The sequence below is a fragment of the Lysobacter sp. GQ73 genome (assembly GCF_059758755.1).
The window spans coordinates 155,190-172,578 of record NZ_JCAXEE010000009.1 but is presented as its reverse complement, the minus strand read 5'-3'; the positions used below and the strand labels follow the sequence as shown (position 1 = coordinate 172,578).

Here is a 17,389-nt window from a genome sequence, read left to right as displayed (position 1 = left end):
TAAGCGCTGCTCTTCACCCCCTCGGATGATGTTGGGCGTGGAGGCGTTTCAGTTGTTCGCGCGCCACCAGAGTGTAGATCTGGGTGGTCGACAGGGAGCTGTGGCCGAGCAGCATCTGCAGGGCGCGCAAGTCGGCGCCGTGGTTGAGCAGGTGGGTGGCGAAGCTGTGGCGCAGGCCGTGCGGGCTGATCTTGGACGGGTCGATACCGGCGACGGCGGCGTAGCGCTTGACCAGATGCCAGAACTCCTGCCGGCTCGGGGCCTCGCCGCCCGCGGTCAGGAACAGCGGCGCCAGCGCGCGTTTGCCTGCCAACACGGGACGCGATTGGGCCAGATAGCGCTCGAGCCAGTGTTGGGCTTCTTCGCCGAGCGGCACCAGCCGTTCCTTGCTGCCCTTGCCGGTGACCCGCAGCACGCCCTGGCGCAGGTTGACCGCGGTCGACGGCAAATTGACCAGTTCGCTCACCCGCAGGCCGGAGGCGTACATCAACTCGAGCATCGCGCGGTCGCGCAATCCCAGCGGTTCGTCGACGACCGGAGCGGCCAGCAAGGCCTCGATCTGGCTTTCGGCCAGGGCCTTGGGCAAGGAGCGCGGCAATTTCGGCGGCGCCAGCAAGGCGGTGGGGTCGTCGCTGCGCTCGCCGCGGCGCAGGCGGTAGGCATAGAACGCGCGCAGCACCGACAGCAGGCGGGCGTTGCTGCGGGGCGAATAGCCTTCGCGGGTGCGCCAGGCCAGATAGTCGAACAAGGCCGAGCGGTCGGCATCGGCGATGCCGGCGCCGTCGCGCCAGCGCGCCAGCCCTTCGAGATCGCGGCGGTAGCTGTCGAGGGTCTGCTGGGCGAGGCCGTTCTCGGCCCAGATCGTGTCGAGAAAGGACTTGATCGCCGCATCGTCGGCGTCGCCCAGCGGCGGCAGGGCCATCGCCTGGCTGCGGCGTTCGGCGGGGGTGGCGGCACTCATCGCCGCAGCTTAGCAGGCGGTCCGGCAGCCTATATCCTGATGCGATGAGCTCGAACGACACTCCTGCCACCGACTCCGCACCCACCAGGCCGGCCGCCCTTGTCGGGTGGCGCCTGCTGGCGTTGTTCTACGATTTTTGGCCGGCCGCGGCGCTGTGGCTGGTGGCGAGCGCGGTGTTCACCGTCGCCTACACCTTGTCCGGGCACGGACAGCGCGAAAACATCGAGCCGTTCAGCGCGCTGCAGTGGGCGCTGTGGTTCGTGTGCTGGCTGATCGCCGGCGGTTACGCGACGCTGAGCTGGCGCCGCGGCGGGCAGACCCTGGGCATGCGCCCCTGGCGGCTGCGCGTGACCGGCGCCGATGGCGCGGCACCGCCATGGCGCGCGCTGTGGCTCCGCTATGCGATCGGCACCCTGTCGCTCGCCGCGCTCGGCCTGGGCTTCTGGTGGGCCTGGTTCGATCGCGACCGCCTGGCCTGGCACGACCGCGCGAGCGGTACGCGGATGCAGCGCTTGCCCAAGCGGGCGAAGTGAATGGTGATGCAGCGTCCGGCGAAGTCGCGGGCGCTGGCGGCGTCACCACTGTAGGAGCGGCGCAAGCCGCGACCAAGGGACATGCAGAGGCAACATCGCCCGCGTCGCCGATCGAAGCCTAGAACTATCGCGGGGTAGGAGCGGCGCGAGCCGCGACCAAGGGACGTGCACAGGCAGCATCGCCCGCGTCGCCGATCGTAGCCTAGAACTATCGCGGGGTAGGAGCGGCGCAAGCCGCGACCAAGGGACGTGCACAGGCGGCATCGCCCGCGTCACTGATCGAAGCTAGAACTATCGCGGGATAGGAGCGGCGCAAGCCGCGACATTCTTCAGCCGGAAACGACCAAACAGCGCGGCGATCTTGGGTCGCGGCTTGCGCCGCTCCTACCCTGGAGTCGCGCTCGAAAGGGGCTACTCGTGAGCTGAGGGTTACGACCCCGGCCCGGTGCAGCGCGCCGGGCGTTCACGCAGTCCACGCGGTCGTGCCGCGTAAGCGGACTGCGTTCACCCCGAACGCCGTTTGAACAGGTAGGCCGAGACGGCCAGCATCACCACGGTCGGCGCGGCATAGGCCAGGCGGAAGTCGAAACGGAACACCTTGGCCAGTTCGACGAACTGGGTCTGCAACTGCCAGAACAGCAGGGCGAAGACGATGCCGATGAACAGGCGCTTGCCCATGCCGCCGCTGCGCAAGCTGCCGAAGGCGAACGGGATCGCCGCCAGACACAAAGTCAGCACGTTCAGCGGGTAGAACCAGCGGCCCCAGTAATAGGCCTCGAATTCGGCCGCATCGAGGCGGTTGCGCTCTCGGTCCTCGATCGCCTTGTGCAGGGCCTTGGCGCTGAGGTAGCGCGGACGGTTGCTGCCGCTCATCAAGGCCGCGCTGTCGAGCTTGGACTCCCAGCGTTCTTCGGCGACATGGACCTGTTCGGCCGACTTGGCCAGGAAGGTGGTGCGGGTGACGTCGCGCAGCAGCCAGCCGCCCGGGCGGTGCTCGGCGATCTTGGCCAAGGCCAGCGACGCCAGGCGTCCGTCCTCGCCGAACTGGTACAGGCTGACGTTGCGCAGCTCCAGCCAGCGGTCCTGGCCCTCGCTGCGTTCCTGGCCCTGGCTGGCGCTGAGGATCACGTCGCCCTCGCGCGCCCAGACCCCGGAATACTGGGCCACGACCTGGTTGTTGGACTTGGCCGCGGTCTTGAGCGCGTCGGCGCGACGCTGGCCTTCCGGCGCCAGGGTCTCGCCGTTGACCACCATCAGCAGGGTCAGCAGCGCCAGCGCGCCGGCCACCGCGAGGCTCAGGCGCCGCCGCGACAGACCGACTGCGCGCAGCACGGTCAGTTCCGAGGTCGAGGCCAACTGGCCCAGCGCCATCAGCGCGCCGATCACCGCGGCGTACGGGAACAGGGCGTAAGCACGGCGAGGCACGGTCATGGCCATGTAGGCCAGGGCCTGCATCAGGCCGTAGCGGCCCTTGCCGACATCGCCGAACTCACCGACCAGGCTGAGCATGAAATCCAGGCCCAGCAGCACCGCCCAGGTCAGCAGCACCGTGCCGAGCACGGTCTTGCCGACGTAGACGTCGTGAATCTTCGGGAACGGCTTCATCGCGCGCTCCGCCTGCGGGCGACGCGGCCGTCGCGGAAGTACAGCCAGCCGGCCACCGCCAACAGCGGCAACGTCAGCCACCACAGGCCGAGGAAGCTCGGGATCTTGCCGTCTTCCAACCAGCCCTTGCCCATCATCATGAAGTTGTTGCCGATCAGATAGGCCAGAAAGCCCATCAAAACGCTGCCGTAGCGGGCCTGGCGCGGGGTGCTGCGCGCCAACGGCACCGCCAGCAGGGCGAAGGCCAGCGCCAGCAGCGGCGGCGCGATCCGGTAATGCAGCTGGGCCGCGGACTCGCGGCGCGGATCGCCGAACAACTCGGTGGTCGCCATCATCTCGGGCAGGGACGGGTCGTAGCGGTCCTCGCTGGCCGGCAGCAGCACGTCGTTGCTGGCGTAGCGCATCAGCCGGTAGTTGAGCCCGCCGTCCTTCGGGCCCTCGACCTCGAACCCGTCTTCCAGGGTCAGATAACGGTCGCCGTTCGGGCGCACGGTCAGGTGACCGGTCTTGGAGGTGGTGACGTCCTGGCGGTCGGGCTTGTTGCGATAGATGAAGATGCGCTCGAAGCGGGTGCCGTCGTTGGACATCGCGCCGACGTAGATCACTCCGTTGTCGTTGGGCAGGCCGGTGAAGGCGCCCGGCTCCAGGCCGGCCACGACCAGGCTGCGGCTGGCTTCGTTGATCATCTGGCGCGAGGCGCGGTCGGCCCAGGGGCCCAGCCACAGCGAACAGGCGGCGACGACGGCCACGATCGGCCCGACCACCATCAACAAGGGCTTGAGCAGCCGGCGCGGGCCCACGCCGATCGATGCGATCACCGGCATTTCCGAATCGCGATAGAGCCGGCCGATGCCCAGCATCAGCCCCAGCATCAGCGCCAGCGGCAGGATCAGCGGCAGCCACTTGATCAGCACCAGGCCGAGCTGCAACAGCATCAGCCCGGCCGGGACCTTGCCCTTGGCGATGTCCTCGAGCACGTCGGTGAAGGCGCCGCCGACGCTCACGATCAGCAACACCACCAGGGTCGCGAAGACGGCCTGGGCGAATTCGCCAGTCAGATATCGGTCAAGCTTGAGCATCGGGCTTCGGCATCGGGCGGGCTTGCTTTAAACTCGGGGGTTCGTTCGACGGCCGGCCTGTCCGCTCGCGTTCCGGGATTCCCGGAGGCTCGAGGTCGAGAACCGAGGACGGCGGCACGGGCATCACGCCCCGGACCGACGCCCGGCAAAGCCGATCGATTGTACGGACAAACTCTTCTTGGCTGCTGGGAATCTGTTGGATGACCCTCGAATTCGACCTGAACCGCGACGCGCTCGCGGCCGCTCAAACCGATTGCGTCGTGGTAGGCGCCTTCGCCGACAAGACCCTGACGGCTGCCGCGCGAACGCTGGATGAAGTCAGCGGCGGGCGCCTGACGGCTTTGCTCGAGCGGGGCGACATCAGCGGCAAGACCGGCAAGACCTCTTTGCTGCACGACCTGCCCGGCGTGACCGCGCCGCGGGTGCTGGTGATCGGCCTCGGCGAGGCCGGCAAGTTCGGCGTCGCCCAGTATCTCAAGGCGGTCGGCGACGCCGCGCGCGCGCTCAAGGCCGGCCCGGTCGAGCATGCGCTGCTGACCCTCAGCGAAGAGCCGGTGACCGGCCGCGACAGCGCCTGGGCGATCCGCCAGGCCGCGATCGCCGCCGACCACGCCTGCTACCGCTACACCGCGACCCTGGGCAAGAAGAAAGACGAGCCCGGCCTGCGCAAGCTGTCGATCCGCGGCGACGACGCCACCGCCCTGGCCCAGGGCCAGGCGATCGCCGCCGGCGTCGCGTTCGCGCGCGAGCTCGGCAACCTGCCGCCGAACATCTGCAACCCGGCCTATCTGGCCGAGCAGGCGCAGGAGTTCGCCGGCCGCTTCGACACCACCTCGTGCGAAGTGCTGGACCGCGAGCAGATGCAGGCGCTCGGCATGGGCTCGCTGCTCGCGGTGGCGCGCGGCTCGGCCAACCCGCCCAAGCTGATCGTGCTCAAGTACGACAACGGCGGCGACGCCAAGCCCTACGTGCTGGTCGGCAAGGGCATCACCTTTGACACCGGCGGCATCAACCTCAAGGTCCAGGGCGGCATCGAGGAGATGAAGTTCGACATGTGCGGCGCCGCCTCGGTGCTCGGCACCTTCGTCTCGGCGGTCGGCATGCAGTTGCCGATCAACCTGGTGGTGATCGTGCCGGCGGTCGAGAACATGCCCGACGCCGATGCCTACCGCCCCTCGGACGTGCTGACCAGCATGTCCGGCAAGACCATCGAAGTCGGCAACACCGACGCCGAAGGCCGCCTGATCCTGTGCGACGCGCTGACCTATGCGCAGCGCTTCGAACCCAAGGCCCTGCTCGACGTGGCGACCCTGACCGGCGCCTGCGTGGTCGCGCTGGGCAAGTTCGCCACCGGCCTGATGAGCAAGGACGACGACCTCGCCGCCGAGCTGACCAGCGCCGGCGAACAGGTCTTCGACCGCGCCTGGCGCCTGCCGCTGTGGGACGAGTACCAGACCCAGCTCGAATCGAGCTTCGCCGACGTCTACAACATCGGCGGCCGCTGGGCCGGTGCGATCACCGCCGGCTGCTTCCTGTCGCGCTTCACCGAAGGCCAGCGCTGGGCCCACCTCGACATCGCCGGCGTGTCCAACGAAGAAGGCAAGCGCGGTCTCGCCACCGGCCGTCCGGTCGGCCTGCTCTCGCAGTGGCTGCTCGAGCGCGCCGCCTGACGATGAAGCGCACTGCGCCGATCCTCGCGGGCGATCGCGGCACCGGCGGGCGGCATCCTATCGATGTCGCCGGCCGCGCGGCGCAGGCTCAAGGCGAGCGGCGCGTTCGTCCCGCCCCTGCCCGGCGGGTTCGCCCGAACCTCGGCGGCGCCCTGCCGGGGCGTTTCGTTTTCGGCGGCTCGCCCGCTTATACCGGTTGATACCCGCCCATGGCCCGCGCTGACTTTTATCTGATCCAGACGCCGCGCTTCAAAGAGCAACCGCTGCGGTTGGTCTGCGAGCTGGCGCGCAAGGCCCACGACGCCGGCCTGCCGACCCTGATCCTGGCGCGCAACGCGGAACAGGCCGAGGCGCTCGACGACATGCTGTGGGACATGGGGGAAGACGCCTACATCCCGCACCAGATCGCCGGCGCCGATCTCGACGAGGAAGAGGCCGACGTGCTGATCGCCGCGCCCGAGGCCGACGCACCGCTGCGGCCGCTGGTGATCAACCTGCGCGACGCCGCGGTGCAGGACGGTTTCGACCGCGTGCTCGAAGTGGTGCCCGCCGACGACTCCGCGCGCGGCCCGCTGCGCGAACGCTGGAAGCAGTACCAGGCGCGCGGACTGACGCTCAACAAGCACGATATGTGAGGGGCCGGGATTGGGGATTCGGGAGTTGGGATTCGCGAAGCGGATCCGCCCAGTCCCAACCGGCACTCCGCTCTGCAAGCTCTTGCTCTTGGCTGTTGCTTCAACCAATCCCAAATCCCGAATAACGAATCCCGGTTCTTATGTCCCTCGCCCCCAGCTACGACCCCAAGCAGTTCGAAGCCCGCCTCTACGAGCAGTGGGAGAGCAGCGGCGTATTCAAGCCGCGCGGCGAGGGCCAGCCCTATACGATCCTGCTGCCGCCGCCCAACGTCACCGGCACCCTGCACATGGGCCATGCCTTCCAGCACACCCTGCAGGATGCGCTGATCCGCTATCACCGCATGCGCGGCTATCGCACCTTGTGGCAGATGGGTACCGACCATGCCGGCATCGCCACAGAAATGGTGGTCGGCCGCAATCTCGCCATCGAAGGCAAGGGCGAAACCCGCGACTCGCTGGGCCGCGACAAATTCATCGAAAAGGTCTGGGACTGGAAGCAGCAGTCCGGCGGCACCATCGAGCGCCAGATGCGCCGTCTCGGCGCCAGCGGCGATTGGTCGCGCAGCGTGTTCACCATGGACCCGATGGCCTCGGATGCGATCACCGAAGCGTTCGTGCGCCTGCATGAGAAGGGCCTGATTTACCGCGGCCAGCGCCTGGTCAACTGGGACCCAGTGCTGAAGACCGCGATCTCCGACCTGGAGGTGGCCAACGAGGAAGAGAACGGCCACATGTGGTCGATCCGCTATCCGCTGGCCGACGGCGCGAGCTACGAATACGTCGAGCGCGACGCCGACGGCAACGAAACCCTGCGCGAACTCCGCGACTACGTCGTGGTCGCCACCACCCGTCCGGAAACGATGCTGGGCGATACCGCGGTGATGGTGCACCCCGAGGACGAACGCTACGCCGCCATCCACGGCAAGTTCGTCGATCTGCCGCTGACCGGCCGCCGCATTCCCGTGATCACCGACAGCTACGTCGACCGCGAGTTCGGCACCGGCGTGGTCAAGGTCACGCCCGCCCACGACTTCAACGATTACGCGGTGGGCCACCGCCATTCGCTGCTGTCGATCAACATCTTCGCGCCCGACGCATCGGTCTGGACGCTGTCCGGCCCGACCGCGCTCAAGCACGTGCTGTCTTCCGCCGACCCGGACTTCACCAAGATCGATCCCGACGTCTGCACGCCGCAGCAGAATCAGTATGCCGACGACTTTTCCCTGTTCGCCGAACAGGGCATGGCCGCGATCGTCGAGAAGTACATCCCGGCGGCGTACCGAGGCCTCGATCGCTTCGAAGCGCGCAAGATGGTCGTCGCGGATCTGGACGTCGCCGAGTTGCTGATCGAGATCGCCCCCCATCGCCTGCAGGTGCCGCGCGGCGACCGCAGCGGCCAGGTGATCGAGCCGTATCTGACCGACCAGTGGTTCGTGAAGATGGACGCCTTGGCGCAGCGGGGGCTCGAGCTCGTCGAGTCGGGCGAGGTGAAGTTCGTCCCGGCGAACTGGATCAACACCTACCGCCACTGGCTGGAGAACATCCAGGACTGGACGATTTCGCGCCAGCTCTGGTGGGGCCACCGTATCCCCGCGTGGACCGTTCGCTCGGGCGAATCGGATTTCACGCCGCAGATCGGCGAAATAGTCGCTCGGACCGCAGCGGACGCCGAAGTCGCCGCTCACGCGAAACTGCTTAGCTCGCTCGGCCGCGACACCTACGAGAAGATCAAGGATCGGATCGAGTTGGTTCAAGACCCGGACGTGCTGGAAACCTGGTTCTCCTCGGCCATGTTCCCCTTCAGCACGCAAGGCTGGCCCAACGAAGACAAGATGGGCGAACTCGGCTTCGACATCGCGCTGCCGACCAGCGTGCTGGTGACCGGGTTCGACATCATCTTCTTCTGGGTGGCGCGCATGATCATGATGACCGACGAACTGGTCGGCCGCGTGCCGTTCCGCGACGTCTACATCACCGGCCTGGTCCGCGACAAGGACGGCCAGAAGATGTCGAAGTCGAAGGGCAATATTCTCGACCCGCTGGACATCATCGACGGCATCACCGCCGAGGCGTTGGTCGCCAAGCGCACCACCGGCCTGATGAAGCCGCAGGACGCGCCGAAGATCGAAAAGGCCACGCGCAAGGAATTTCCCGACGGCATCGCCGCCTTCGGCGCCGACGCGCTGCGCTTCACCATGACCGCGCTGGCCGGCCCCGGCCGCGACATCAAGTTCGACCTGGGCCGCGCCGAGGGCTACAAGAACTTCTGCAACAAGCTGTGGAACGCGACCCGCTTCGTGTTGATGAACACCGAAGCGGCGAGCTTCTCCGGCGCGCCGCAGCCGAAGACCGATGCCGAGCGCTGGATCCTGGCGCAGTTGGCCAAGGCCGCGGCCGAAGCCGAGACCCACTTCGCCGCCTACCGTTTCGACCTGCTCGCGCAGAGTCTGTACGAGTTCGCCTGGAACGCGTTCTGCGACTGGTTCGTCGAACTGGCCAAGCCGGCCCTGCAGGGCGACGATGCGGCCGCCGCCGACAGCACCCGCCACACCTTGCTGTACGTGCTGGAGCGTCTGTTGTCCCTGCTGCATCCGCTGATCCCCTTCGTCACCGAAGAGCTGTGGCAGCAGGTCGCGCCGAAACTCGGCATCGCCGAGACCACGATCATGCTGCGTCCGTATCCGCAGGCCGGCGAGCTCGGCGCCGACTACGCTCAGGCCGAAGCCGACGTCGAATGGCTCAAGTCGATGGTTTCGGCCCTGCGCAAGGTGCGCAGCGAACTCAACGTTCCGCCGCAGAAGAACGTCGGCCTGCTGCTGGCCAAGGGCGATGCCGCCGACCGCGACCGCGCCGCGCGCTTCGACTCGCAGTTGCGCTTCCTCAATCGCCTCGACAGCATCGCGTTCGTCGCCGACGCCAGCGACACGCCGCCCGCGGCCTCGGCCGTGGTCGGCGAGCTGACCCTGCTGGTGCCGCTCGAAGGCCTGGTCGACCTGGGCGCCGAGCGCACCCGCCTGGACAAGGAGATCAAGCGCGTCGCCGGCGAAATCGGCAAATGCCAGGGCAAGCTCGCCAGCGAAACCTTCGTCCAGAACGCACCGGTCGCCGTGGTCGAACAGGAGCGCAAGCGCCTGGTCGACTGGAATCTGCAGTTGGAAGGCCTGACTGCGCAGCGCACCAAGCTGGGCTGAGGCGAGCCGGGCGTCGTTCCGGCTCCGCTCGATCAGACAAAGCCGTGGCTTAGGCCACGGCTTTTTTTATGTCCCGGTTTCGGCACAGGCAGAAGCTGAATCTCCTGCCCCCTCCTCCTGGGGAAAGGCGCGCTGGGTATTCGATTCGTCGCTGGATCGCCGAGCTGCAAGTCATCGGCAACGCGTCCCTCTTTGGAAAGGGGCCGAGGGCGTGCTCTCGCTCTTGCCCTTCCACCCGCGCCAACCCGCAATCCCGGCCCTTGCGGCGCTGCGACGCGGCGACCTAGGCTGGTCTCTGTCCCCGGGGAAACCGAAGCCATGCGTCTCGTCCTGCTGTTCGCAGCCTGCCTGTTGGCCGCACCCGCGTTCGCCGGCAGTTGCCCGCCCGCCGGCTACACCGCGGCGTCCCTGCAAGCGTTGAAAGCGCGCCAGTTCGCCTTGCCCGATCCTGCGGCAAAACAGGCGCTGGCGACCGGCCTGATCGGCTGCTTGTCCGCTTCCGATCCCGAACTCCGCGACGGGGTCGCCTTCGAAGCCCTGAGCCAGTGGATGCGCGCCGGCGATTTCGACGCGGAGGCGCTGCGGACCCTGCGCGGCGCCCTGTACGCAACGCTCGACGGCGCAGACCCGCAAGGCTTCGGCAAACCCTTCGCGGCTCTGGTGCTGTCGGAAGTCGCGCGCAGCGACCGGATCAAGCCATGGATGACCGCACCGGAAAGAGCGGCGATGGTCGAACGCGCCGCGGCCTATGTCGAATCGGTGCGCGACTTCCGCGGCTACAACGAGGGCGAAGGTTGGCGCCATGGCGTCGCCCACGGTGCCGACTGGCTGATGCAGCTGAGCTTGAATCCGGCGCTGGAACGCGCGCAGTACCAACGCATCCTGGCCGCGGTCGCCAGCCAGGCGGTGCCGCGCGACGGCCACGCCTACGTGTTCGGCGAACCCGAACGCCTGGCCCGGCCGCTGTTGTTCACGGCCAAGCGCGGCCTGCTGTCGGCGGCCGAATGGGAGGCCTGGTTCGCGGCGCTGTCGGCGCAGGTGGGCAAGCTCGATCGCGCCGATTACGCCGGCTGGCTCGGGCGTCGCCACGATCTGACCGCATTCCTGAGCGTCCTGTACGTGCAGGCCGACCAGAGCGACGACGCCGCGATCAGGGCGCTGAAGCCGGCGATCCTGGCGGCCTTGAAACCGGTGCAGTAATCGCGCGGCGCGACCGCCGTCGCCGCTTATTCCTCGGCGAACAACTCGATCGCCATGACCAGGGCGTCCTCGCGCCCGCCGCGCGCCGGGTAGTAGCGCGGGCGGCGGCCGATCTCGTTGAAGCCTTCGTTGTGGTACAGCGCGATCGCGCCGGAGTTGGACGGGCGCACTTCCAGGAATACCCGCTCGGCGCCGCGTCCGCGGGCGATGTGGACCAGCGCGCGCAACAGCTTGCGGCCGTAGCCGTGGCCGTGCGCTTCCGGGGCCACGCAGACGTTGAGCACGTGCGCTTCGCCGGCGGCCACGCTCATCAGGAAGTAGCCGATGATGCGCTCGCCTTCCGACAACACCCAGGCCGGGTAATCGGCACGCAGACAGTCGCGGAAGATGCCGGGAGTCCAGGGAAACTCGTAAGCGCGGATCTCGATCGCGTGGACGGCTTCGAGGTCGTCCTCGCGCATCGGCCGCAGCGCGGCCGGCGCCGTGGCCGGGTCGAACTCGGACGCCTGCGCACTCACCTCGTCGCGCTCCCGCGCCGCAGCGCGCGCAATTGCGGCCACAGCGCGCGCTTGGCGGCGGCGTTGCCGCGCAGCGTCTGCGCATCGAACAGCGCCAGCACCGCCGGATCGTCGGGGCCGCGCCGCGCCGCGCGCAGGACCGCACGCAACAAGGCCTCGCCGGCGCCTCGCGCCGGGGAGGCGGCCGGGCGCGAGGGCTCGGCGCGCGACGCGGTCGCTTGCGCCGACGCGCGTTGCGCGGGCGGCGCCGAAGCCTCGGCGGCGACGGCCGCCGGCGCCTCGGTCTGGTCCGCGGCCAGGGTCATCACCGAATGGCCCATCGCCTGCAGCCATTCGCGCTGCTCGGCGCTCCACAGTCCGCTCATGGCGGGCCGGCCTCGGCCGGCGGCGTGCGCCGCAGGCGCCGATAGATGGCCGAGACCGGGCCGGACAGCGCGTACGGCGCGAAGATGGCCAACAGCACGCGCGGCGGGTCGATCGCGATCGCGATCACCACCACCACCACGATCAGGATCGCCAGGAACGGCACCCGGTCGTTGCGCGGACCGCTGCCCTTGAAGCTGAAATAGCGCATCCGGCTGACCATCAGCAGGCCGGTCAGCACGGTCAGCGCCAGCGCGCCGTAGCGCAGTTGCTCGCCGACCAGGTCGAAGCTGTGGCAGGTCCAGACGAAGCTCGCCACCAGCCCGGCCGCGGCGGGGCTGGCCAGGCCGATGAACCAGCGCTTGTCGACCTGGCCGACCTGCGAATTGAAGCGGGCCAGGCGCAGCGCCGCGCAGGCGGCGTACAGGAAGGCGCCGATCCAGCCGATCTTGCCGGGGATCACCCCGTCGAGCTTGGTCGACTCCAGCGCCCAGTGGTACATCACCAGGGCCGGCGCCAGGCCGAAGCTGATCAGGTCGGCCAGCGAGTCGTACTGGACCCCGAATTCGCTCTGGGTATTGGTCAGGCGCGCGACCCGGCCGTCGACGCCGTCGAGGATGGCGGCGATGAAGATCGCCATGCAGGCCTCGCCGAAGCGGCCCTGGGTGGCGGCGATGATCGCGTAGAAGCCGGCGAACAGGCCGCCGGTGGTGAACAGGTTGGGCAGCAGGTAAATGCCGCGTCCGCGCGGGCGGGGCGTGTGATGGGGTTCCATAACTGGGAAGTGTAGCGCTTGCCTGCGCCTCGGCAGGATGCTGCAATCGCCGCTTCCCCCGCTCGACCGGCCCTACGCCGTCCGTTCCGCTTGCCTGCCTCGGAGCTTCGCTATGCCCTGCCCGTCCCGCCACGCCGTTTTCCGCGCCTTTCCGGCGCTCGCCGCCAGCGCAGTCCTGTTCGCCCTGCTGGCCGCGCCGGCGGCCGCCACCGAGCTGTACCAGTGGAAGGACGCCAACGGCGTCACCCACTATTCCGATTCGCCGCCGCCGAACCAGGGCGGGGTCAAGAACCGGGTGATCAAGAACAAGTCCGGCACCGCCACCTCGGCCCAATCGGCCAGCGAGGCCGCCCCGGCCGAGAACGCCCAGTGCCTGACCGCGCGCGGCAACCTCAAGCAACTGCAAAGCTCGGCCTCGGTCGGCGTCGACACCAACAAGGACGGCAAGCCCGACAACGTCCTCGACGCGCAGCAGCGCGCGGCCCAGGTCCAGCTCGCCGAATCGGCGGTCAAGGCCTATTGCACGCAGCCGGCGGCCCCGGTCGCGGCCCCGGCGCAGTCGCTTCCGTCGAGCGCCAAGCAGGGCGACGCCTGATCCTTGTCTGATTTCGGGCGCTCGCGCCCGATTCGGGCCTGACCTCCTCCAGGCGTTCGCGCCGGATCCGGGCCTGATTTCCAGGCGCTCGCGCTCGACCCGGGCCTGAGCGCCTCAGCGCCCGCAGCTGCGGGCGCTGCCGTGGCGGCCTGCACGGGCCGCACTCCCGCTCCGGACCGGCCACGCCGCTCCGGGGACCGGACCACCCTCCCCGGCGGACGGAGCCGCCGCCTCGGCATGGCAAACTGTTCGCTTTCCACGTCCGCGAACCCCAGCCGATGCGTCTGTCGCAATTCCATCTCCATACCAGCAAGGAAACGCCCGCCGAAGCCGAAATCGTCAGCCACAAGCTGATGCTCAAGGCCGGCATGATCCGCAAGCTCGCCGCAGGCCTCTACACCTGGTCGCCGCTGGGCCTGCGCGTGCTGCGCAAGGTCGAGCGCGCGGTGCGCGAGGAGATGAACGCCGCCGGCGCGATCGAAGTGCTGATGCCGTCGGTGCAGCCCAAGGAGCTGTGGGAAGAGACCGGGCGCTGGGAGAAGTTCGGCGGCCAGTTGCTGAAGATCCAGGACCGCAAGGAAGCCTGGTACTGCTACGGCCCGACCCACGAGGAAGTCATCACCGACTTCGCCCGCAACGAGCTGGCCAGCTACAAGCAACTGCCGGTCAACTTCTACCAGATCCAGACCAAGTTCCGCGACGAGATCCGCCCGCGCTTCGGGGTGATGCGCGCGCGCGAGTTCCTGATGAAGGACGCCTACTCCTTCCATCTGAGCGACCAGGACCTGGATCGCGAATACCGCAACATGTACGACACCTACAGCCGCATCTTCACCCGCCTGGGGCTGAAGTTCCGCGCGGTGTTCGCCGACACCGGCGCGATCGGCGGCAGCGCTTCGCACGAGTTCCACGTGCTGGCCGACTCGGGCGAGGACGCGATCGCGTTCTCGGACGGCTCGGACTACGCCGCCAACGTCGAACTCGCCGAGGCGGTGGCGCCGCATGCGCGCGCCGCGGCCGCCGAAGCGCTGCGCAAGGTCGACACGCCGACCCAGAAGACCTGCGAAGACGTCGCCGCGCTGATGGGCGTCGCCCTGTCGCGCACGGTCAAGTCGGTCGCGATCGTCGGCGCCGACGGCGAAGGCAAGCCGCAGTTCGCGCTGGCGCTGGTGCGCGGCGACCACGTCGTCAACGAGATCAAGCTGTCCAAGCTCGCCGGCCTGGCCGAGTACCGCCTCGCCACCGAGGCCGAGATCCTCGAACACCTCGGCGCGCAACCGGGCTTCCTGGGTCCGGTGAAGCCCTCGAAGAAAATCCGCGTGATCGCCGACCGCAGCGTCGCGGCGATGCACGATTTCGTGGTCGGCGCCAACGAAAACGGCTACCACCTGGCCGGCGTCAACTGGGGCCGCGACCTGGCCGAGCCCGACGAGGTCGCCGACATTCGCAATGCCGTCGCCGGCGACCCCTCCCCCGACGGCCAGGGCACGCTCGGCATCGCCCGCGGCATCGAGGTCGGCCACGTGTTCCAGCTCGGCCGCAAGTACGCCGAGGCGATGAAGCTGAGCGTGCTCGACGAGACCGGCAAGGCCGCGACCCCGGCGATGGGCTGCTACGGCATCGGCGTGTCGCGCATCGTCGCCGCGGCGATCGAGCAGAACCACGACGAGGCCGGCATCGCCTGGCCCGAAGCGATGGCGCCGTGGCAGGCGGTGGTGTGCGTGATCAACCCCAAGAACGACGCCGCGGTGAGCGAAGCCGCCCAGGCCCTGTACCGGGACCTGCTGGCGGCCGGCGTCGATGCCGCGCTCGACGACCGCGGCCTGCGTCCGGGCGCGATGTTCGCCGACATGGAACTGATCGGTGTCCCGCACCGCGTGGTGGTGTCCGAGCGCGGCCTGGCCGCGGGCAGTTTCGAATACCGCCACCGCCGCGCCAGCGAAGCCGAGAATCTCGACCGCGCCGCGGTGCTGGCGCGGATCGCCGGATAAGCCCGGGCGATTCGCCTTCCGCCGGCCTCCTCGCGGGGAGGCCCGCCGAGGTAATCTGCAAGATAAGTCGGAAAACACTGCCGCCGGCATGACCGGCGCAGTCCGATTATCCTCACGGCTTGTCCGTGAGGGCCGGAAACCGCCCGCCGGTACGGTGCGCTCGGTTTGTGGCAAATACATTGCAAACCGCGTTCCGCCTCCACGCCGCGCCGCAATGGGGCGCGGCCGCGGCGAGGCTTGGCCGTCGTACCTTCGGCCCGTTAGCGCGGCGGCCAATACCCGATTACATTAATCCACGCGTCGACGGCGAACCCGATGGATTCGCCCCTGATAAGAACGCGAATATCTACACGGACCTTCGGCACATTTACGCGGAGGGAATGTGCCTTTACTATTCCGCCGCGCGCCAGGGACTGGCCAAAATCCGAACCCACTCCCCGGAGGCTCCATGTCGATCGATCTCTCCACGTTGTCCGCGAAAGAACTCGAGTCACTGATCAGCCAGGCCAAGAAGCGCAAGACCACCCTCAATAAGCGCAAGCCCATTGCTGCGGTGCGCAAGAAGGTCGCGGCCTTGCTCAAGACCGAGGGCTACACCCTCGAAGAATTGTTCGGCGGCGCCGCGCCCAGCGGCCGCGCCACCAAGACCGCTAAGGCCGCCAAGCCCGCCGCCGTGGACCGCAAGGCCCGCAAGCCGCTCGGCAAGGTCGCGCCGAAGTACCGCAACCCGGCCAATACCGCCGAAACCTGGACCGGCCGCGGCAAGCAGCCGCGCTGGCTGGCCGCGTACGTCGCCGCGGGTCGCAAGATCGACGATTTCCTGATCAAGTAATCGGCGATACGCAGCGAAGAGGCCGGCCTTGCGCCGGCTTTTTTGTGCCTCCGGAAAATGTCCCGGGGCGGGCGAAGATTCCCCGCGCCCCCGAAACCGCGGCGCCGTCGAATCCTCGACGCGAGCCGCGGGCCCGCCTGCGCTCGTCCCGCGCTGCCGCCTCGCCGGGCGGATTTACAGATTCCGCCGCGCCGGCAGCAGCAGATTGCCGAATATCAGCCCGGCGATCAGCGCCAGCAGGATATTGAGCACGGCCAATACCGCGTCCTGGCCGACGTTGACGTCCTGCTGCTGGATCATCGACAACAGCCCACGCAGGCTGACGCTGCCGGGCACCAGCATGATGATGCCGGGCACGCGGATGATCGCGCCGGGACGATTACCCCAGCGCGCATAGGCATTGCCGACCGCGGTCAGGGTCAAGGCGGCGAGGAATATCCCGGCCGGGCTGCCCCAAGCCAAGCCGACGAAACGCGAAATCAGATAACCCCCGGCGGCCGCGGCCATGACCTTGGGATAATCGCTGCGATGGGCGCGGAACAACACCGCGAAGGCGTACGCGGCGATCGCGATGCCGCACCATTCGACCCAGGCCTCCTGCGGGCGCGAGGCGCGGATCTGCGGCTGCAGCCCGATCAGGTCGGTCAGGTACAGCGCGATCACCGTGCCGACCGCGAGTTTCACCACGGTGGTCAAGGCGCCGGCGAAGCGCGCCGTGCCCGAGACCAGGTGCTGGCTGGTCAGCTCGTTGACCGCGTTGGTCAGGGCCAGGCCCGGCAGCAATACGATCAGCGAGGCGATGATCACCGTGTTCTGGTTCAACGGCGCGATGAAGCTGGCGACCAATACCGTCATGGTGGCGGCGAACATCGCCGCGATCGCTTCCAGTGCTTCCTTGAAACGCGGGCGCGAGCCGGAAATGTCGACCAGCAAGCCGATCATCAGGCCGTTGATCGCGGCCACGCCGATGTCCAGCCACGGCAGCCGCAGCAGGCTGGCGACCGCGCCGGCGGCGAGACCGTAGGCGACCACCTGCATGGCGCGCCAGCGCTTGCTGCGCGGCCGGTCCAGTTGTTCGAGCGCGGCATGGCCGGCGGCGAGGTCGAGACGCCCGGCCATGACCTCTTCGGCGATGCGGTCGGTCTCGCTGAGCCGGTACAGATCGTTCTCGCCGGGCGGCAGCCGGATCACCCGGGTGGTGTCGCTGTCGCCGAGCGGCCGGTTGGGGTCGCTGAAGGTCAGGATCAGCCCGGTCGGGTTGGACCACGGCTCACATTCCAGACGCAGCTTTTGCGCGACCGCGGTCACCGCCCCTTCCAGGCGCTGGGCGGTGGTGCCGTAACTGTGCAGACGCTCGGCCAGCTCGACGACGAAGGCGATGCGGGCGGCATAGCTGGTGGCGCTGAGCGGATGCGGGGTCGACATAACGGCGAAGCATCGC

Annotated in this window: 15 protein-coding genes; 8 read left to right on the top strand and 7 right to left on the bottom strand. The window is 68.5% G+C overall.

The genetic code is table 11. From position 1 onward, the window contains the following. Positions 1-13 precede the first annotated feature (13 nt). Positions 14-961 (bottom strand): site-specific tyrosine recombinase XerD, encoded by a 948-nt coding sequence (xerD, locus tag AC6CH2_RS21040; protein ID WP_498270914.1) that lies wholly within the window; start codon positions 959-961, stop codon positions 14-16. Positions 962-1,005: 44 nt separating this feature from the next. Here xerD and AC6CH2_RS21035 point away from each other — a divergent pair, with 44 nt between their 5' ends. Beyond that, positions 1,006-1,494, top strand: coding sequence for an RDD family protein (locus AC6CH2_RS21035; RefSeq protein WP_498270913.1), 489 nt, complete (start codon positions 1,006-1,008; stop codon positions 1,492-1,494). A 504-nt stretch (positions 1,495-1,998) separates the two neighbouring features. On the opposite strand, the gene lptG is transcribed toward AC6CH2_RS21035, so the two are convergent. Both lptG and lptF read right to left on the bottom strand, forming a co-directional pair. Then, complete coding sequence (lptG, locus tag AC6CH2_RS21030) at positions 1,999-3,099, bottom strand: LPS export ABC transporter permease LptG (RefSeq protein WP_435396188.1); 1,101 nt, start codon at positions 3,097-3,099, stop codon at positions 1,999-2,001. Further along, positions 3,096-4,178: an LPS export ABC transporter permease LptF gene (gene lptF / locus AC6CH2_RS21025; RefSeq protein WP_498270912.1), complete on the bottom strand. Its 1,083-nt coding sequence runs from the start codon at positions 4,176-4,178 to the stop codon at positions 3,096-3,098. The genes lptG and lptF overlap by 4 nt, the downstream gene beginning before the upstream one ends. A 200-nt stretch (positions 4,179-4,378) precedes the next feature. Here lptF and AC6CH2_RS21020 point away from each other — a divergent pair, with 200 nt between their 5' ends. The 4 genes from AC6CH2_RS21020 to AC6CH2_RS21005 all read left to right on the top strand — a co-directional run bounded on the left by AC6CH2_RS21020 (position 4,379) and on the right by AC6CH2_RS21005 (position 10,874). After that, the gene (locus tag AC6CH2_RS21020) at positions 4,379-5,848 is read left to right on the top strand and encodes a leucyl aminopeptidase (RefSeq protein ID WP_498270911.1); all 1,470 of its coding nucleotides are present in this window, start codon (positions 4,379-4,381) and stop codon (positions 5,846-5,848) included. A gap of 209 nt (positions 5,849-6,057) precedes the next feature. Further along, positions 6,058-6,483 (top strand): DNA polymerase III subunit chi, encoded by a 426-nt coding sequence (locus AC6CH2_RS21015; RefSeq protein ID WP_435396184.1) that lies wholly within the window; start codon positions 6,058-6,060, stop codon positions 6,481-6,483. 140 nt (positions 6,484-6,623) lie between these two features. Then, positions 6,624-9,674 (top strand): valine--tRNA ligase, encoded by a 3,051-nt coding sequence (locus tag AC6CH2_RS21010; RefSeq protein ID WP_498270910.1) that lies wholly within the window; start codon positions 6,624-6,626, stop codon positions 9,672-9,674. Positions 9,675-9,992: 318 nt separating this feature from the next. Beyond that, on the top strand, positions 9,993-10,874 hold the full coding sequence (locus AC6CH2_RS21005) for a DUF2785 domain-containing protein (RefSeq protein ID WP_498270909.1): 882 nt from the start codon (positions 9,993-9,995) through the stop codon (positions 10,872-10,874). A 26-nt stretch (positions 10,875-10,900) separates the two neighbouring features. Here the strand turns inward: AC6CH2_RS21005 and rimI are convergent, their stop codons facing one another. From rimI to pssA, 3 genes are read right to left on the bottom strand one after another with little or no spacing between them, the layout of a single operon-like run. Further along, complete coding sequence (gene rimI / locus AC6CH2_RS21000; RefSeq protein ID WP_435396201.1) at positions 10,901-11,335, bottom strand: ribosomal protein S18-alanine N-acetyltransferase; 435 nt, start codon at positions 11,333-11,335, stop codon at positions 10,901-10,903. Between the two features lie 53 nt (positions 11,336-11,388). Continuing rightward, positions 11,389-11,757, bottom strand: a complete 369-nt coding sequence (locus tag AC6CH2_RS20995; RefSeq protein ID WP_498270908.1) for an alanine acetyltransferase — start codon at positions 11,755-11,757, stop codon at positions 11,389-11,391. Next, on the bottom strand, positions 11,754-12,530 hold the full coding sequence (gene pssA / locus AC6CH2_RS20990; RefSeq protein ID WP_498270907.1) for a CDP-diacylglycerol--serine O-phosphatidyltransferase: 777 nt from the start codon (positions 12,528-12,530) through the stop codon (positions 11,754-11,756). The genes AC6CH2_RS20995 and pssA overlap by 4 nt, the downstream gene beginning before the upstream one ends. Before the next feature lie 112 nt (positions 12,531-12,642). Here pssA and AC6CH2_RS20985 point away from each other — a divergent pair, with 112 nt between their 5' ends. From AC6CH2_RS20985 to AC6CH2_RS20975, 3 genes are all read left to right on the top strand, one after another. Beyond that, on the top strand, positions 12,643-13,125 hold the full coding sequence (locus AC6CH2_RS20985) for a DUF4124 domain-containing protein (protein ID WP_498270906.1): 483 nt from the start codon (positions 12,643-12,645) through the stop codon (positions 13,123-13,125). 278 nt (positions 13,126-13,403) lie between these two features. Beyond that, a complete protein-coding gene (locus AC6CH2_RS20980) occupies positions 13,404-15,116 on the top strand; it encodes a proline--tRNA ligase (protein ID WP_498270905.1) in 1,713 nt (570 codons plus the stop codon). A gap of 448 nt (positions 15,117-15,564) precedes the next feature. Continuing rightward, positions 15,565-15,948 (top strand): H-NS histone family protein, encoded by a 384-nt coding sequence (locus AC6CH2_RS20975; RefSeq protein ID WP_498270904.1) that lies wholly within the window; start codon positions 15,565-15,567, stop codon positions 15,946-15,948. 174 nt (positions 15,949-16,122) lie between these two features. Here AC6CH2_RS20975 and AC6CH2_RS20970 read toward each other — a convergent pair whose 3' ends face one another. Further along, the gene (locus tag AC6CH2_RS20970) at positions 16,123-17,373 is read right to left on the bottom strand and encodes a threonine/serine exporter family protein (protein ID WP_498270903.1); all 1,251 of its coding nucleotides are present in this window, start codon (positions 17,371-17,373) and stop codon (positions 16,123-16,125) included. Between the last annotated feature and the right edge of the window lie 16 nt (positions 17,374-17,389).

What these genes read in the sequence shown, in the direction of transcription:
- AC6CH2_RS21005 (WP_498270909.1), top strand. Translation starts at nt 9,993, where the DNA reads ATGCGTCTCGTCCTGCTGTTCGCAGCCTGCCTGTTGGCCGCACCCGCG.
- lptG (WP_435396188.1), bottom strand. Translation starts at nt 3,099, where the DNA reads ATGAAGCCGTTCCCGAAGATTCACGACGTCTACGTCGGCAAGACCGTG.
- rimI (WP_435396201.1), bottom strand. Translation starts at nt 11,335, where the DNA reads ATGCGCGAGGACGACCTCGAAGCCGTCCACGCGATCGAGATCCGCGCT.
- AC6CH2_RS20980 (WP_498270905.1), top strand. Translation starts at nt 13,404, where the DNA reads ATGCGTCTGTCGCAATTCCATCTCCATACCAGCAAGGAAACGCCCGCC.
- lptF (WP_498270912.1), bottom strand. Translation starts at nt 4,178, where the DNA reads ATGCTCAAGCTTGACCGATATCTGACTGGCGAATTCGCCCAGGCCGTC.
- AC6CH2_RS20985 (WP_498270906.1), top strand. Translation starts at nt 12,643, where the DNA reads ATGCCCTGCCCGTCCCGCCACGCCGTTTTCCGCGCCTTTCCGGCGCTC.
- AC6CH2_RS21015 (WP_435396184.1), top strand. Translation starts at nt 6,058, where the DNA reads ATGGCCCGCGCTGACTTTTATCTGATCCAGACGCCGCGCTTCAAAGAG.
- AC6CH2_RS21010 (WP_498270910.1), top strand. Translation starts at nt 6,624, where the DNA reads ATGTCCCTCGCCCCCAGCTACGACCCCAAGCAGTTCGAAGCCCGCCTC.
- xerD (WP_498270914.1), bottom strand. Translation starts at nt 961, where the DNA reads ATGAGTGCCGCCACCCCCGCCGAACGCCGCAGCCAGGCGATGGCCCTG.
- AC6CH2_RS20970 (WP_498270903.1), bottom strand. Translation starts at nt 17,373, where the DNA reads ATGTCGACCCCGCATCCGCTCAGCGCCACCAGCTATGCCGCCCGCATC.
- AC6CH2_RS21020 (WP_498270911.1), top strand. Translation starts at nt 4,379, where the DNA reads ATGACCCTCGAATTCGACCTGAACCGCGACGCGCTCGCGGCCGCTCAA.
- AC6CH2_RS20975 (WP_498270904.1), top strand. Translation starts at nt 15,565, where the DNA reads ATGTCGATCGATCTCTCCACGTTGTCCGCGAAAGAACTCGAGTCACTG.
- AC6CH2_RS21035 (WP_498270913.1), top strand. Translation starts at nt 1,006, where the DNA reads ATGAGCTCGAACGACACTCCTGCCACCGACTCCGCACCCACCAGGCCG.
- AC6CH2_RS20995 (WP_498270908.1), bottom strand. Translation starts at nt 11,757, where the DNA reads ATGAGCGGACTGTGGAGCGCCGAGCAGCGCGAATGGCTGCAGGCGATG.
- pssA (WP_498270907.1), bottom strand. Translation starts at nt 12,530, where the DNA reads ATGGAACCCCATCACACGCCCCGCCCGCGCGGACGCGGCATTTACCTG.